Annotated in this window: 14 protein-coding genes; 7 read left to right on the forward strand and 7 right to left on the reverse strand. The window is 63.9% G+C overall.

What is annotated here, in order from left to right; translation table 11 throughout:
• The 4 genes from A6D6_RS20510 to A6D6_RS20525 all read right to left on the reverse strand — a co-directional run.
• Positions 1 to 519, reverse strand: a 519-nt coding sequence (locus A6D6_RS20510; protein ID WP_201303866.1) for a dihydrofolate reductase, incomplete at its 3' end; no start/stop codon positions are given.
• Positions 516 to 1,349, reverse strand: coding sequence for a thymidylate synthase (locus tag A6D6_RS20515; RefSeq protein WP_133492234.1), 834 nt, complete (start codon positions 1,347 to 1,349; stop codon positions 516 to 518). The genes A6D6_RS20515 and A6D6_RS20510, both read right to left, overlap by 4 nt.
• Positions 1,346 to 2,143: a prolipoprotein diacylglyceryl transferase gene (gene lgt / locus A6D6_RS20520; protein WP_199466592.1), complete on the reverse strand. Its 798-nt coding sequence runs from the start codon at positions 2,141 to 2,143 to the stop codon at positions 1,346 to 1,348. The genes A6D6_RS20515 and lgt overlap by 4 nt, the downstream gene beginning before the upstream one ends.
• 10 nt (positions 2,144 to 2,153) lie before the next feature.
• Positions 2,154 to 2,951, reverse strand: a complete 798-nt coding sequence (locus tag A6D6_RS20525) for a sulfite exporter TauE/SafE family protein (protein WP_133492235.1) — start codon at positions 2,949 to 2,951, stop codon at positions 2,154 to 2,156.
• 419 nt (positions 2,952 to 3,370) lie between these two features.
• On the opposite strand from A6D6_RS20525, the gene A6D6_RS20530 reads away from it, so the two are divergent.
• A complete protein-coding gene (locus tag A6D6_RS20530) occupies positions 3,371 to 4,129 on the forward strand; it encodes an NRDE family protein (RefSeq protein WP_159661731.1) in 759 nt (252 codons plus the stop codon).
• Between the two features lie 100 nt (positions 4,130 to 4,229).
• Here A6D6_RS20530 and ptsP read toward each other — a convergent pair whose 3' ends face one another.
• Both ptsP and A6D6_RS20540 read right to left on the reverse strand, forming a co-directional pair.
• Positions 4,230 to 6,506 carry a phosphoenolpyruvate--protein phosphotransferase gene (ptsP, locus tag A6D6_RS20535; protein WP_159661732.1) on the reverse strand — a complete coding sequence of 759 codons (2,277 nt, stop codon included), beginning with the start codon at positions 6,504 to 6,506 and terminating at the stop codon, positions 4,230 to 4,232.
• Positions 6,499 to 7,002: an RNA pyrophosphohydrolase gene (locus tag A6D6_RS20540; RefSeq protein ID WP_133492238.1), complete on the reverse strand. Its 504-nt coding sequence runs from the start codon at positions 7,000 to 7,002 to the stop codon at positions 6,499 to 6,501. The genes ptsP and A6D6_RS20540 overlap by 8 nt, the downstream gene beginning before the upstream one ends.
• A 209-nt stretch (positions 7,003 to 7,211) precedes the next feature.
• On the opposite strand from A6D6_RS20540, the gene A6D6_RS20545 reads away from it, so the two are divergent.
• Together A6D6_RS20545 and A6D6_RS20550 are read left to right on the forward strand one after the other, a co-directional pair.
• Positions 7,212 to 7,874 carry a histidinol-phosphatase gene (locus A6D6_RS20545; protein ID WP_159661733.1) on the forward strand — a complete coding sequence of 221 codons (663 nt, stop codon included), beginning with the start codon at positions 7,212 to 7,214 and terminating at the stop codon, positions 7,872 to 7,874.
• The gene (locus tag A6D6_RS20550) at positions 7,871 to 8,806 is read left to right on the forward strand and encodes a hypothetical protein (RefSeq protein ID WP_133492240.1); all 936 of its coding nucleotides are present in this window, start codon (positions 7,871 to 7,873) and stop codon (positions 8,804 to 8,806) included. Before A6D6_RS20545 ends, A6D6_RS20550 begins: the two co-directional genes overlap by 4 nt.
• A 206-nt stretch (positions 8,807 to 9,012) precedes the next feature.
• On the opposite strand, the gene A6D6_RS20555 is transcribed toward A6D6_RS20550, so the two are convergent.
• Entirely contained in the window at positions 9,013 to 9,603 is a 591-nt protein-coding gene (locus A6D6_RS20555) for a hypothetical protein (RefSeq protein WP_133492241.1), read from the reverse strand.
• Positions 9,604 to 9,872: 269 nt separating this feature from the next.
• Here A6D6_RS20555 and A6D6_RS20560 point away from each other — a divergent pair, with 269 nt between their 5' ends.
• Genes A6D6_RS20560 through A6D6_RS20575 form a run of 4 tightly spaced genes read left to right on the forward strand, consistent with a single transcriptional unit; the run spans position 9,873 to position 13,873 of the window.
• Entirely contained in the window at positions 9,873 to 12,413 is a 2,541-nt protein-coding gene (locus tag A6D6_RS20560; RefSeq protein ID WP_201303867.1) for a heavy metal translocating P-type ATPase, read from the forward strand.
• Complete coding sequence (locus tag A6D6_RS20565; RefSeq protein ID WP_133492243.1) at positions 12,403 to 13,062, forward strand: class I SAM-dependent methyltransferase; 660 nt, start codon at positions 12,403 to 12,405, stop codon at positions 13,060 to 13,062. Before A6D6_RS20560 ends, A6D6_RS20565 begins: the two co-directional genes overlap by 11 nt.
• Positions 13,059 to 13,424, forward strand: coding sequence for a cupredoxin domain-containing protein (locus A6D6_RS20570; RefSeq protein ID WP_133492244.1), 366 nt, complete (start codon positions 13,059 to 13,061; stop codon positions 13,422 to 13,424). Before A6D6_RS20565 ends, A6D6_RS20570 begins: the two co-directional genes overlap by 4 nt.
• 26 nt (positions 13,425 to 13,450) lie before the next feature.
• Entirely contained in the window at positions 13,451 to 13,873 is a 423-nt protein-coding gene (locus A6D6_RS20575) for a DUF411 domain-containing protein (RefSeq protein ID WP_133492245.1), read from the forward strand.
• The last annotated feature ends 16 nt before the right edge of the window (positions 13,874 to 13,889 follow it).

Here is a 13,889-nt window from a genome sequence, read left to right on the forward strand (position 1 = left end):
GTCGAAAACCACGAAATCGTAATCGTACGGGTTCGGGCCTTCCGCCTTGAAGGATTCCCGGCCCCGCTCCACCCATTCCGACCGGTCCCACCGCGGAAACCAGGCATCCCCCTCCACATCCGCCTGCACTTCGGTGATATAGAGCCGGTCCGCCCGGGGCAGTGCCAGGGCATAGATCTGCGCGCCACCCAGGATCATCACTTCATCCTGGCCATCGATGAACGCCACGCTTTCCGCCAGCTCCAAGGCCTGATCCAGATCCGCCACCACCCTGCCGCCCTCGGCCTGGTAGTCCGGGTCCCGGCTGATGACGATGTTGGTGCGGCCCGGCAATGGCCGCCCCAGGGATTCCCAGGTCAGCCGCCCCATCACCACCGGTTTGCCCAAAGTGGTGCGCTTGAAGTATTTCAGATCGTTGGGCAGATACCAGGGCAGTTTGTTGTCGCGGCCGATCACCCGATTGCGGGCCATGGCCACGATCATCGCCACCCGCACGCCTTGCTCGTTGCTTTCCTTCATACCGCGATCGGCGCCTTGATCAGAGGATGGGGGTCATAGCCTTCCAGGGTGAAATCCTCATAACGGAAGGCGAACAGGTCACGCACCTCCGGATTGAGATGCATGGTGGGCAGAGCGCGGGGCTCCCGCGCCAGTTGAGTATCCGCCTGCTCCAGGTGATTGCTGTAGAGATGGGCATCGCCCAGGGTATGCACGAACACCCCCGGCCGCAGATCGCAGACCTGAGCCATCATCAACGTCAGCAGCGCATAGGAGGCGATATTGAAAGGCACGCCCAGGAACACATCCCCACTGCGCTGATAAAGCTGGCAGCTGAGCCGGCCGTCGGACACGTAGAACTGGAACAGGCAATGACAGGGCGGTAACGCCTGCCGGCCTTGCGCCGCGTTCTGATCCGGCGACACCGACGGATCCGGCAGCACCGCTGGATTCCAGGCGCTGACGATCAGCCGCCGGGAGTCCGGGTTACGGCGGATCTCTTCCAGCACCTCACTGATCTGATCGATCACACGGCCGTCCGGGGTCGCCCAGGAGCGCCACTGCGCCCCGTACACCGGCCCCAGGTCACCGGCTTCGGTGGCCCACTCGTCCCAGATCGAAACGCCGTTGTCCTTCAAGTAGCCGATGTTGGTATCACCGGCCAGGAACCACAGCAACTCATGGACAATGGACTTGAGATGCACCTTCTTGGTGGTCAGCAACGGGAAGCCGTCGCGCAGATCGAAGCGCATCTGATAACCGAACAGGGACAAGGTACCAGTACCGGTACGATCCCCTTTCTGAATGCCGTGCTCACGCACTTCCCGCAACAGATCGAGATATTGCTTCATACCGCCGCTCTCCGCTGATCATGTCGATACGCCCAGACCACCATGGCGGCGCCGATCAGCACCATGGGGAGGCTCAACAGCATACCCATGGTCAGCCAGCCCCCGGCCAGGTAACCGATGTGCGCATCCGGCTCGCGGAAGAATTCCACCAGTATCCGCGAAAGCCCGTAGCCAATGCCAAACAGGCCGGTGACCGAACCCGCCGGCCGCGGTTTGGCGGAGTAGATCCACAGCACCAGGAACAGCACCACTCCTTCCAGGAAAAACTCATAGAGCTGGGAAGGGTGGCGTGGCACGCCCATGGGGTCGGAGGGGAAGACCATGGCCCAGGGCATGTCCGAGGCGCGCCCCCACAGTTCACCGTTGATGAAATTACCGAAACGGCCGGCCCCCAGACCGATGGGTACCACCGGCACGGCGAAATCCGCCACCTGGAAATAGCGCTTGCCGGTGCGACGGGCGAACAGCCAGAACGCGAAGAGCACGCCCAGAGCGCCACCATGGAAGCTCATGCCGCCGGTCCAGATCTGGAACAACCACAGCGGGTTGTCGAGAAACCGGTCGAAACCATAGAACAGAACGTAGCCCACGCGGCCGCCGAGGATCACCCCCAGCGCCGCGTAGAACAGCAGGTCACTGACCTGCTGCCGGGTCCAGCCGCTGCCGGGCCGGTCCGCTCGCGTCTTCGCCAGCCACCAGCCGCCGGCGAAGCCGATCATGTACATCACCCCGTACCAGTGAATCTGCAACGGCCCCAGGGAGACCAGCACGGGATCGATTTGCGGGAAGGTCATCAAAGGCTCCCTAACCAAGCATCAGTTCGGTGCCGATCACGATCAGCACCACGGCGAAAATACGCTTCAGGGTGGCGGAAGGCAGGCGGTGGCTGAGCCGCGCGCCCACCCGCGCCATCGGAAAACTGGTGACGACGATGGCCAGCGCCGCGGGGAAGTACACATAGCCCAGCGCCCATTGCGGCAGCCCCGGCTTGCCCCAACCGGTGATGATGAAACCCAACGTGCCGGCCAGCGCGATCGGCAAGCCACAGGCGGCGGAGATCGCCACCGCATTTTGCATCGGCAACCGGCACCAGGACAAAAACGGGACGGTCAGCGAACCACCACCGATACCAAACAGACTGGAGATGGTGCCGATCACACCGCCGGCCCCGGCGAGGCCGGCGCTTCCAGGCACCCGCTCCTCGCCCTGCTGCTGCTTGCGGCGGCCGCTGAGCAGCATCTGCAATGCCACCAGTACCGCGAACACGCCGAACAATCGGGTCAACATCGGTCCGGACAGCCGGTCGGCGATGACCGCGCCGATCAGCGCCCCCACCACGATACCGACACCGAGCCGGAACGCCACCGGCCAACGCACGAAGCCGGCCCGGTGGTGCGTGTGCACGGAACTGATCGAGGTGACGATGATAGTGCAAAGCGAGGTCCCCACCGCCAGCTGGGCCACCACCTGGGGGTCGATGCCCATGGCGTGATAAAGGTAAATCAGCGGCGGCACGATCACCACACCACCGCCGAGCCCCAGAGCGCCGCCCAGCAGTCCGGCGAACACACCGATCAGGGCGCAGATCAAAAACAGGGTCATGGCGGGCCCATTCCTCTGACAAAGTAAGTCGGACAAACAGATAAAGCGCCGCGCCACCGACCGCTTTCGCCAGGTACGCGCCGAGCCGGTATGCTAGCAGCTAGGGCCTGTTCACACTATTTCCATAGCGCCCGTTGCGGCTAAAACGTCGCCAATCCAGGCACGAGGAGAGAAGTTTGGTCATTCCAAATGAGCGACGAGTAACGCAGAGTAGTGACGTTTTAGCCGTAACCCGAAGGGCTGGAGCCCTTTTTACCTCCAGCGGCGTTGTCGGTTGCTCATTTGGAATGACCAAACCGCGCGCCCTCCGCCTGGCTGGAGGCAAAAACGGCATCCAGCAGGCGCGATGGAAATAGTGCGAACAGGCCCTAAGCGGACCGTTTTCCCGATTCCGTTTTCCGATCCAGAAAGAGACGCCCATGTGTATTGTTTTGTTCCGCTGGCAGCCCGGTGATGCCTACCCTCTGGCGGTTTCCGCCAATCGTGACGAATTCCATCAACGGCCGGCGGAACCGGCCCGCTGGCGCGGCGATGTGTTCTGCGGCCTGGATCGGCGGGCTGGCGGCACCTGGCTGGGCATCCATCGCGACGGCCGCTTCGCGGTGGTCACCAATTACCGGGAACCAGTGGCCGAACGCACCGTCGGTGAGCTGTCCCGGGGGCTGCTGCCACAGGCCTTTCTGGAGAGCCATCAGAGCCCCGAACTGTTTTGCCGGTCGCTGGAAGCGGACGAGCATCTTTATTCCGGTTTCAATTTGCTGGTCGGGGACCGCGAGAGCCTGTGGTACCTGAGCAACCGCGGGCCGGCGGCGCAGCCGGTGAAACCGGGCCTGCACGGTCTTTCCAACGGCATACTGGACGATCCCTGGCCCAAGGTGGAGCGTGGCAAGCAGCGGCTGGCCCGGGTGCTGGAGGGAGAGGGCGCTCTTGGCGCATCCTCTCTCCACGATCTGCTCGGCGTGGTAGTGGACCCTTACCAACCGCCGGAAGAAGAACTTCCGGATACCGGCGTGGACCGGGAACTGGAACGGCTGGTAGCGCCGATCTTCATTCAGTCGCGACAGTACGGCACCCGCGCCAGTTCGGCGGTGCTGCTGCCCCGGGAAGGGGCTCCGATGATGCGCGAGCAGTGCTGGCGGGCGGATGGCAAGGCGGATGGGGCGCCGACGGACAGTTGAGCGGGGCATCCCGCCGATCCAGGGGAAGGATCATTCGCGTGCAAGCACGCTTCCCACAAGTCGATACGAAGCCGCTGTGGTAAGCGTGCTTGCACGCGAACTACGCCGCCGCGGGGGCGCGGTGGCGGATCAGATCGCCCAGGCCGACCTTGGTCAGTTGCAGATCCATGTAGGCGGTGATCACCTCGCCGTTGTCCATGGCCAGCACCTCGTTGAGCAGGCGACGCAGAAAGCCCATGTTGACCTGCCGCACCGCCGCCTTGACCCGTAACAGGTTGGAGGCATTCATGGACAAGGCGTCGAACCCCATCGCCATCAGCAGCAGAGCGGACGCCGGATCACCGGCCATTTCCCCGCACACCGATACCGGTTTGCCCTCGGCATGGGCCTGCTCCACCACATGCAGCAGCGCATGCAGCACCGACGGATGGAAAGAGTTATACAGGTCCGACACCTGGCGGTTATTGCGATCCACCGCCAGCAGATACTGGGTCAGATCGTTGGTGCCCACGGACAGGAAATCCACCCGCTGGGCCAGGGCCCGGGCCTGGTAAATGGTGGCCGGCACCTCGATCATCACCCCCACCGGAGGCATGTCCACGTCCACCCCTTCCTCGCGCACTTCCAGCCAGGCGCGATGGATCAGATGCTGGGCCTCCTCCGCCTCGAACACATTGGTGACCATCGGCAGCATGATCCGCAGGTTGTTGAGCCCAGCGGCGGCCTTGAGCATGGCCCGTACCTGGACGATGAAAATTTCCGGGTGATCCAGAGTGACCCGGATACCCCGCCAGCCGAGGAACGGGTTGTCCTCCTCGATGGGGAAATAGCTCAATGACTTGTCGCCCCCCACGTCCAGTGTGCGCATGGTCACCGGCAACGGCGCGAACGCCTGCAATTGCTCCCGGTACAACACACGCTGCTCTTCCTCGGAGGGAAAGCGGTCACGGATCATGAACGGAATTTCGCTGCGGTACAGGCCCACGCCCTGGGCGCCGCGCTCCAGGGAGCGGTTGATGTCGGTCATCAGTCCTGTGTTCACCTGCAGCTGGACACTGACCCCGTCCTCGGTTTCCGCCGGCAGATCACGCAGTTTCTCCAGACCTTCCAACAAGCTCTGCTCTTCGGCGATCAGCTCCTCGAACTGATGCCTCAGTTCCGGGGTGGCATTGGCCACCACCCGGCCCCGGAAACCGTCGACGATCAGTTCCTTGCCATCCAGCTTCTTCAGCGGCAGATTCATCGCCCCCACCACGGTGGGAATACCCATGGCCCGGGCCACGATGGCCATGTGCGAATTACGTGACCCACGAGTAGTGACGATACCGGCAATACGTTCCTGCGGCAGTTCCATCAGCATCGGCGCGGAAATATCCTCGCCGATGAGAATACAGTCGTGGGGAAATTCCAGCTCACGCCGGTTGTGGCTCTGCAACTGGGCCAGCACCCGCCGCCCCAGATCACGGACGTCCGCCGCCCGCTCACGCAGGTAGGGGTCATCCATCATCTCGAAATTATGCACGTGGGCATCCACCACGATGCGCAAGGCGCCCTGGGCCCAGTGCCCTTCGCGGATCTTGGCCACCACTTCCGCCGGCAGCGCATGACGGTCCAGCATGCGCAGGTACACATCAAACAGCGCCTGCTCTTCCGCCCCCAGGCTGGCCTTGGCGCGTTCCGCCAGATCGCGGATTTCCTTGCGCACCCGCACCAGCGCGTGGTCCAGCAGGGCGATTTCGCCGCTGATATCCTCGGCTTCACGATCCGGCACCGCGGACAGGTCGGTTTGTGGAAACAGTAATTTGGCCAGGCCGATGGCGGCGCCGGAAGATCCGGGCTGGCCGTCGTACATGCTGGCCTGGCGCTCGCGGGTTTCCAATTGCTCGAACAGAATGCCGGACGCATGGGCATGGGCGATCACCGCCGACAGCTGGGCGGAGATGGTGACCAGGAACGCCTCTTCACTTTGGTCAAAGCGGCGGGCGTCACGTTGCTGCACCACCAGCACGCCCAGCACCTCGCCATGGTGCATCACCGGAACACCGAGAAAAGCGTGGAATGGATCCTCACCGGTTTCCGCCAGATAGTGGAATTTCGGGTGGGCGAAGGCATCTTCCAGGTTGATCGGCTCCTCGCGCTGTCCCACCTGGCCCACCAGCCCCTCGGACAGCCCCAGGCTGACCCGGCCCACCGCCTCGCGCTTGAGCCCCTCGGAGGCCATCAGCACATAACGTTCCCGATCGTTGTCCCGCAAGTAAATGGAGCACACTTCGGTGCCCATGGCATCGCGCACCCGCTGGGCCATAAGATCCAGGGCCGAGCGAATGTCCGGCGCGTTATTCACTTCCTGCACAATGCGGCGCAGGGTATCAAGCATGTTTGCTCCTCTTGGGCAGGGCTGGGGCCAGTTCTCTCAGAGCTCGCGCATAGACCGCGCGCTTGAAATGCACCACTTTGCGGATCGGATACCAGTAGTTTACCCAACGCCAGTCCTGAAACTCCGGCTCCGGCCCCAGAGTCAGGTCGATGGCCGCCTCTGCCGCGTTAAGCCGCAGCAGAAACCATTTTTGCCGTTGCCCGATACAGCGGGGCCGGTTGCGTGGAGGGCGCAGGAAGCGGCGCGGCAAACGGTAGGTCAGCCAGCCTTCGGTATGGGCGAGAATGCTGACGTGTTCCTGGCGCAGCCCGACCTCTTCTTCCAATTCCCGGAACAGGGTCTCCTCCGGCGTCTCCCCGGGCATCATGCCACCCTGGGGAAACTGCCAGGCATCCCGGTTGCCAACGCGGCGCCCCCAGAATACCCGGCCATCGGGCCCCGCGATCACGATACCGACATTCAGCCGATACCCCTGTTCATCAATAATGCCAGTCATGGTCTTCCAAACCCGGGGGAGCCGGCAACATCCGGCCCGCCGGGGCCGGAGGGGCACACACAAGGCGTGCCGCGCCATGGCCATCATGGCGGCTCCGATACTCACTCATTAAACCTTGTCCCGGTAGCCTCGATCAATCGGCTGCCGAACGGATCGGCCTTTGCTATGCTCCTGGCGCCAACCTTTCTCTCTATTTCATGGGATCCAGCATGACTCTGGCCATCTTTGACCTGGACAACACCCTTATTGCCGGCGATTCCGACCATCAATGGGGGGAGTGGCTGATCAGCCAGTCCCTGGTGGACGCCGCCGCCTACCAGACCGCCAATGACCGCTTTTACCAGGACTACCTGGACGGCACCCTGGATATCATCGCCTACCAGGAATTCGTACTCGGCGAACTGGTGGGGCGCCCTCTGGAGCAACTCCACGCCTGGCGCGAACAGTACATGAAGGACGTGATCCAGGGCCTGTGGCTGCCGGCGGCCGAAACGTTGCTGAAAGAACACCGCGATCAGGGCCATACCCTGATGATCATTACCGCCACCAACGATTTCATCACCGCCCCCATCGCCGAACGGCTGGGCGTGCCGCATCTGCTGGCCACCCGGGCGGAAAAGACCAGTCAGGGTTACACCGGCAGGGTGGCGGGCATCCCCTGCTATCAGGGCGGCAAGGTCAAACGTCTGCGGCAATGGCTGGAGGAGCACGGCGAATCCCTGGACGGCAGTTGGTTCTACAGCGATTCCCACAATGATCTGCCGCTGCTGGGCGAAGTCACCCATCCAGTGGCCGTGGACCCGGATGACAAGCTGGCCGCGGCCGCCCGGGAGCGGGACTGGCCGATCATTTCGCTGCGGCGGGGCCAATGAGAAAAGCAGCTCTGCTGGTACTGACGGCACTGTCACTGGCCGGCTGCAACGAACCCGCGCAACAGCAGGCCCCGCCAGCGCGGACCCCACTGGTGGAAACGCTGGACAGCCAAGCGGACCAGGCACTGACACCGGCTCTCGAGACCTGGCGTCAGGCACTGGAAGCCTTTGCCGCCGGCACCGACGAACACGCCGTTACCACGCTGATCGAACAATGGCGGGAACTGTACCGCACCACCAACCGGTTCTGGCTGGTGCTGGCTACCCGCGCCTGCGGCCGGGATCGGGTGTCGTCGCTGGAGCGCGTGGACGACTGGCCGCTCTATCCGGCCTATGTGGATGCCACTCCGAGCTGGCCAGAGTCCGGCATCGTCAACGATCAGGCCCTGCCAATCCGCCGCGACACCCTGTTGGAACAGCAACGGGTGGCCGCGTCCGGCGAGGTGAGCCTGGGGTTCCAGCCGCTATGGTTGTTGCTGCATAACGATGATGGCTCGCCCCGGGCGGTCTCGAAGTTCAGCACCGGCACCCCGATCACTCAGCGCCGCCACGACTATGTGCGGGTGGCCGGCACTCTGCTCATGGACGATCTGGCACCTCTGCTGGGTGCCGACGGCGTCAGCGCCGCGGAGTTGCGCTGTGGTCTGAAGCTGCTGGACCGGCGACTGCGTCGGGCTCGCCGCTGGACGGAGGACTCGGAGAGCGGAACAGCGAAAGGAGAACGGATGGTCCCCGGGGACAGCCTGATGATAGTGCACGAGATATTACCGGAAGCCGCCCTGGCACAACTGAACGGCGACGATCTCGCCCCCTTGCGGGCGGCGCTGGAAAAACAGAAAGCGGGTTTCAGCAAGGCCCTGCAACAGGCCGGTGAAAGCGGGCAGTGGGCGCCGATCAGTAACTGGCTGAACGGCGATCAGGGCGAGCCCTAGGGATTTTCTCGAACAGGGAGGGACCGCGGTTGCGGATCAACATCCGGCCGTGTCCCTTCGATCTGATTACGAAGCCGCTGTGGGAAGCGGCCCGGGCGGCGCTCCGCTTGGCCGCGAATGTCCCCGGGCGTTTTGGCCATTCGCTTGCAAGCAAGCTTCCCACAGCGGCTTCGCAGCCCCCTCGGAGAGCAGGCGATCAGCGTGGCTTAGAAGTTATAGCGGCCGAAAACGCCGAAGGTATCCACATCATCGGCGAGGGTGATGCGGGCGCCCACATCCACCGCCGGGGTCAGATTCAGCAGGCCCTGACCATAGACACCGAATTGGTCGTCATAGATATCCTCGTAGACCACGCCACCGGACAACTCCACCATGTCCAGGGTACGATGACGCAGACCCGCGCGCAGGGCATAGCCCATTTCATCGTCGAAGTCGTTGTCGTCGTAGATCACGTCACCCATCAGTTCCAGATCCAGGCCCCGATTCAGCGGGGTATGCATGCCTGCCCCGATGTACATGCGGTGGCCGTCCACATCGTCGTCCCAGCGGGAGCGCTTGTAGTCACCGTCGTAGAAGCTCACGCCACCACGCAGGAAGATGTGCTCATCCAGAGCGAAGGCCCCTTCCGCGGTCAGTGCGTCAACGTCCAGGCCATTGTCGTAATCCCAGCGGTCATAGCCGAGTTGGCCATAGGTATAGGAGAATCCGTTATCGCGCACCGGCGCGTTCTGAGCCAGGGCATTGCCGGTCAGAGTGGCAGCGGCAAGCGCGGAAAACATCAACGTCTTTTTCATCATTCAGGTCCTCATTAACCGGTCGAACAACACGGGCACCGCCTGTTGACAGGTTGGCCCGTCACCCAGCCTAAAACAGTGCGCCCATGGTGCACCCGAGGCGACTGCCCCGCCATGGGGCAGTCGTTGTTTTATGACGCTTTTATAAAAGTTTGCGATTTAAATCCGGCGTACTATGCCGTTATGGGAAAATGGCCCGATGACGGATGGTTTTGTTCTTGACCCTGGGGTTACCCCAGGCTTGGATAGTGCTCTCCATGGAGGACCATCCCATGAACGAACAGACTTTGCCGATTCAGGGCGCGACCTGCCAGGGCTGCGCCCGCAAGATCCGCACGGCCCTGCTGGCGGTACCCGGGGTCTCCAGCGCGGAGGTCGATCTGGAGCAGCAAACCGTCACCGTCAGCGGCAGCGCCGACCGGGCCGCGCTGCGTGACGCCTTGACCGAAAGCGGCTACGCGGCCGATGACACTGAAGACGCCGAGGCCGACGCTGCCGCCTGCCACCCTGCTCCCCAGGAGACTCGGACCGGTGGCGCCGGGCCCACCCAGAAGGAAAGCGAACATTTGCTGGCGATCACTGGCGCCACCTGCGCCTCCTGTGTGCGCACCATCGAGTCCGCGCTCAGCGGGGTGGCAGGCGTCCACGACGCCAGTATGAATCTGGCCGACCGCACCGCGCGGGTGGCCGGCAACGCCCGCCCCCAGGCCCTGATAGACGCGGTGCAAGCGGCCGGCTATGGCGCCAGCGTCATCGACGATGAGCAACAGGCCGATCAGCAGCGTGAGGAACAGGAACACGCGCATTACCGCGAGTTGATCCGCCATACCGTGATCGGCCTGGCGGTGGGTATCCCACTGATGGCATGGGGGCTGGCCGGCGGCACCATGATGGTGACGGCGGGCACCGCCAGTCAGTGGAGCTGGCTGGCGGTGGGCCTGATCACCCTTGGGGTGCTGGCCTGGTCCGGGCGGCATTTCTTCATTGGCGCCTGGAAGGCGGGCCGCCACCATAATGCCAACATGGACACCCTCATCGCCCTGGGCACCGGCGCGGCCTGGGCTTATTCCATGGTGGTGGTGCTGTTCCCGGACTGGCTGCCGGAAGCGGCGCGCCATGTGTACTTCGAGGCCAGCGCCATGATCATCGGCCTGATCAACCTGGGCCAGGCCCTGGAGATGCGCGCCCGCGGCAAGACCAGCGAAGCGGTGCGCCGGCTGCTGGATCTGGGCGCCCGCACCGCCCGGGTCATCCGTGACGGCGAGGAACGGGACATACCGGTGGAATCGGTACAGGCCGGCGATCTGTTGCGCGTCCGCCCCGGCGAAAAAATCGCCGTGGACGGCGAAGTGGAGGAAGGCGAAAGCCGCCTGGACGAGTCCATGCTCACTGGCGAGCCGATGCCGGTGAGCAAAACCCCCGGCGACACGGTCTCCGCCGGCACCGTCAACGACAGCGGCACGCTGATCTATCGCGCCACCCGGGTGGGACGGGATACCGCCCTGGCGCAGATCATCGCTCTGGTGAAAAAAGCCCAGGGCGCCAAACCGCCCATCGGACGTCTGGCGGACCGCATCTCGGCGGTGTTCGTGCCCACCATCCTGCTGATCGCGGTGGCTGCGGCGCTGGCCTGGTACAACCTTGGGCCGGACCCGCGCATCGTGCATATGATGGTGGCCGCCACAACCGTGTTGATCATTGCCTGCCCCTGCGCGCTGGGACTGGCCACGCCGATGTCGGTGATGGTCGGCGTCGGCAAGGCGGCGGAGGCCGGCATCCTGATCCGCCAGGGCGAGGCACTGCAAACCGCCGGGGATCTGGACACCATCGTGTTGGATAAAACCGGCACCATTACCGAGGGCCATCCGGCGGTGACCGGCGTACACACCATCGACAGTGAAAGCGAGAGCACCGTACTGACGCTGGCGGCGTCGCTGGAAACAGGCTCGGAACACCCGCTGGCGCGGGCTATTCTCGCCGCCGCCGAAGAACGCGGGCTGCGAACCGAAACCGTCACCGATTTCCAGGCCCACAACGGCAAGGGCGTCAGCGCCCTTCTGGACGGCACCCTGCTCCGGCTCGGCAACCGCCGCTGGCTGGACCAGGAAGGCGTGGCCGGCGGCCTGGAAGAACAGGCGGAAGCCCTCGGCCGGGACGGTGCCACCCCGTTGTTCCTGGCGCGGGATCAGCAACTGCTGGGCGTGATCGGCGTCGCCGATCCGATCAAGCAGGACTCCCGCGCCGCCATCCAACGCCTGCACGATCTGGGCCTCACCGTGGTGATGATCACCGGGGATGTGCGCACCAGCGCCGAGGCCATCGCCCGCCAGGCCGGGGTGGATAAGGTGCTGGCCGAAGTTCTCCCCGAGGACAAGGCCCGCGAGATCCAGCGCCTGCAGGGTGAAGGACGCAAGGTGGCAATGGTCGGCGACGGCATCAACGATGCGCCGGCACTGGCCCAGGCCGATGTGGGCTTCGCTATCGGCACCGGTACCGATGTGGCCATCGAATCCGCCGCCATCACCCTGATGGGGGGGTCGCTGCACGGCGTGGCCGACGCCATGGCGATTTCCCGGGCCACCGTGCGCAACATCAAGCAGAATCTGTTTGGCGCCTTTGCCTACAACACCCTCGGGGTCCCGGTGGCGGCGGGCATTCTATACCCCTTCACCGGTTGGCTGCTGAGCCCGGTGATCGCCGGTGCCGCCATGTCGCTGAGCTCGGTGACGGTGGTCACCAACGCCAACCGGCTGCGTCTGTTCCGGCCACGCGATCCATCCCGCGACAATGAGGAGAGCCGTGGTGAATCCTGAGCAACTGGCGGCGCAGCTGCGCTGCCCCCACGACGACGACGGGCTCAAGGTGGCCACCAACATGGACCGGCGCAACGCCGAGGTAATCGAGGCGGCCTACGCCGCCCTGGATTGCCGCCCCGGCCAGCGGGTATTGGAGATCGGCCCCGGTGGCGGCGGTCATGTGGCCACCTTGCTGCGGGACCGGCCGGGGCTCGATTACACCGGCCTGGACCTGTCCCCGCTGATGGTCCGTGAAGCACGGGCCGCCAATCACGACTGGGTGGAGAAAGGCCGCGCCCGTTTCCTGCTCGGCGATCTGCTGGCGCCGCCGTTGGCGGATGGCGGCATGGACCGGGTGGTAGCGGTGAATGTGGTTTATTTCTGGCAGCCGCTGGCGCCGGCACTTGAGCGCATCCATGCACTGCTTGCTCCCGGCGGGCGCTGTGCCCTGGGTCTGCGCAGCCGCGCCAGCATGCGGGAACTGCCGGTATTTGAACACGGTTTCGCCTTGTATGACGGCCCCGATCTGGTCGCCGCCCTGGAAGCGGCGGGGTTCCGCTCCGTGCGCTTGGAGCAGGCCCGGGAAGAAACCGTCAACGTACTCGGTCAGATGATGGACAAGGAACGTCTGGTGGTGGTGGGCGACAAAGCGGAGGCAAGGGTATGACAACCTGGCTAATCAATCTCGGCGGGCTGCTGTTAATGGCCCTGATCGTCTGGTGGTTCTGGCTATCCGGCCGTGGCCCGGCCAAGCGCGCCGGTGACACGCCGCTGGATATCGTGGTGGACAATGGTGTTTACGAACCTTCGGTAATTCAGGCCCGGGCCGGGCAACCGCTGACGCTGCGCTTCTTGCGCCGTGATCCGAGCCCGTGCGCGGAGCAGGTGATTTTCCACGATCTCGGCGTCTCCGAATTTCTCGACACCGGTAAAGCCACCACCATAACGCTGACACCACGGCAGCCGGGAAAATACCGTTTCACCTGTCAGATGCAGATGTACCAAGGTACTTTGATCGTCAACGACTGATTTTTTATGAAAAAAGGAACCGCATCATGAAAAAACTACTGCTGGGCGCCGCCCTCACCCTGGTCAGCATGGCCGCCTCCGCCGCCAGTCTGGAGGTGTACAAGTCCCCTACCTGTGGCTGTTGCATCAAGTGGGTGGAGCACATGCGCGAAAACGGTTTCGACGTGAAGGTACACGAAACCCAAAACCTGCAACCGATCAAGGAAAAAGCCGGGCTGCGGGCGGGACTGGGTTCCTGCCACACCGCCTTCATCGACGGCTATACCATCGAGGGCCATGTGCCGGCCAAGGAAGTAAAACGCCTGCTGGAAGAGCGCCCCGAGGCCGTCGGCCTGACCGTACCGGCCATGCCGATCGGCTCTCCCGGCATGGAAATGGGCGACCGCCAGGATCCCTATCAGGTGCTGCTGTTCGATGAAAAGGGTACCGAGGTCTACGCGCAATACTGACGCCGGACGCCGGACG

Source organism: Alcanivorax xiamenensis (assembly GCF_009846745.1).
Classification (GTDB): domain Bacteria; phylum Pseudomonadota; class Gammaproteobacteria; order Pseudomonadales; family Alcanivoracaceae; genus Alloalcanivorax; species Alloalcanivorax xiamenensis.

Coding starts and splice junctions, on each gene's coding strand:
- A6D6_RS20515 (WP_133492234.1), bottom strand. CDS start 1,349: ATGAAGCAATATCTCGATCTGTTGCGGGAAGTGCGTGAGCACGGCATT.
- A6D6_RS20540 (WP_133492238.1), bottom strand. CDS start 7,002: ATGACTGGCATTATTGATGAACAGGGGTATCGGCTGAATGTCGGTATC.
- A6D6_RS20575 (WP_133492245.1), top strand. CDS start 13,451: ATGAAAAAACTACTGCTGGGCGCCGCCCTCACCCTGGTCAGCATGGCC.
- A6D6_RS20545 (WP_159661733.1), top strand. CDS start 7,212: ATGACTCTGGCCATCTTTGACCTGGACAACACCCTTATTGCCGGCGAT.
- A6D6_RS20525 (WP_133492235.1), bottom strand. CDS start 2,951: ATGACCCTGTTTTTGATCTGCGCCCTGATCGGTGTGTTCGCCGGACTG.
- A6D6_RS20550 (WP_133492240.1), top strand. CDS start 7,871: ATGAGAAAAGCAGCTCTGCTGGTACTGACGGCACTGTCACTGGCCGGC.
- A6D6_RS20555 (WP_133492241.1), bottom strand. CDS start 9,603: ATGATGAAAAAGACGTTGATGTTTTCCGCGCTTGCCGCTGCCACTCTG.
- lgt (WP_199466592.1), bottom strand. CDS start 2,143: ATGACCTTCCCGCAAATCGATCCCGTGCTGGTCTCCCTGGGGCCGTTG.
- A6D6_RS20560 (WP_201303867.1), top strand. CDS start 9,873: ATGAACGAACAGACTTTGCCGATTCAGGGCGCGACCTGCCAGGGCTGC.
- A6D6_RS20570 (WP_133492244.1), top strand. CDS start 13,059: ATGACAACCTGGCTAATCAATCTCGGCGGGCTGCTGTTAATGGCCCTG.
- ptsP (WP_159661732.1), bottom strand. CDS start 6,506: ATGCTTGATACCCTGCGCCGCATTGTGCAGGAAGTGAATAACGCGCCG.
- A6D6_RS20530 (WP_159661731.1), top strand. CDS start 3,371: ATGTGTATTGTTTTGTTCCGCTGGCAGCCCGGTGATGCCTACCCTCTG.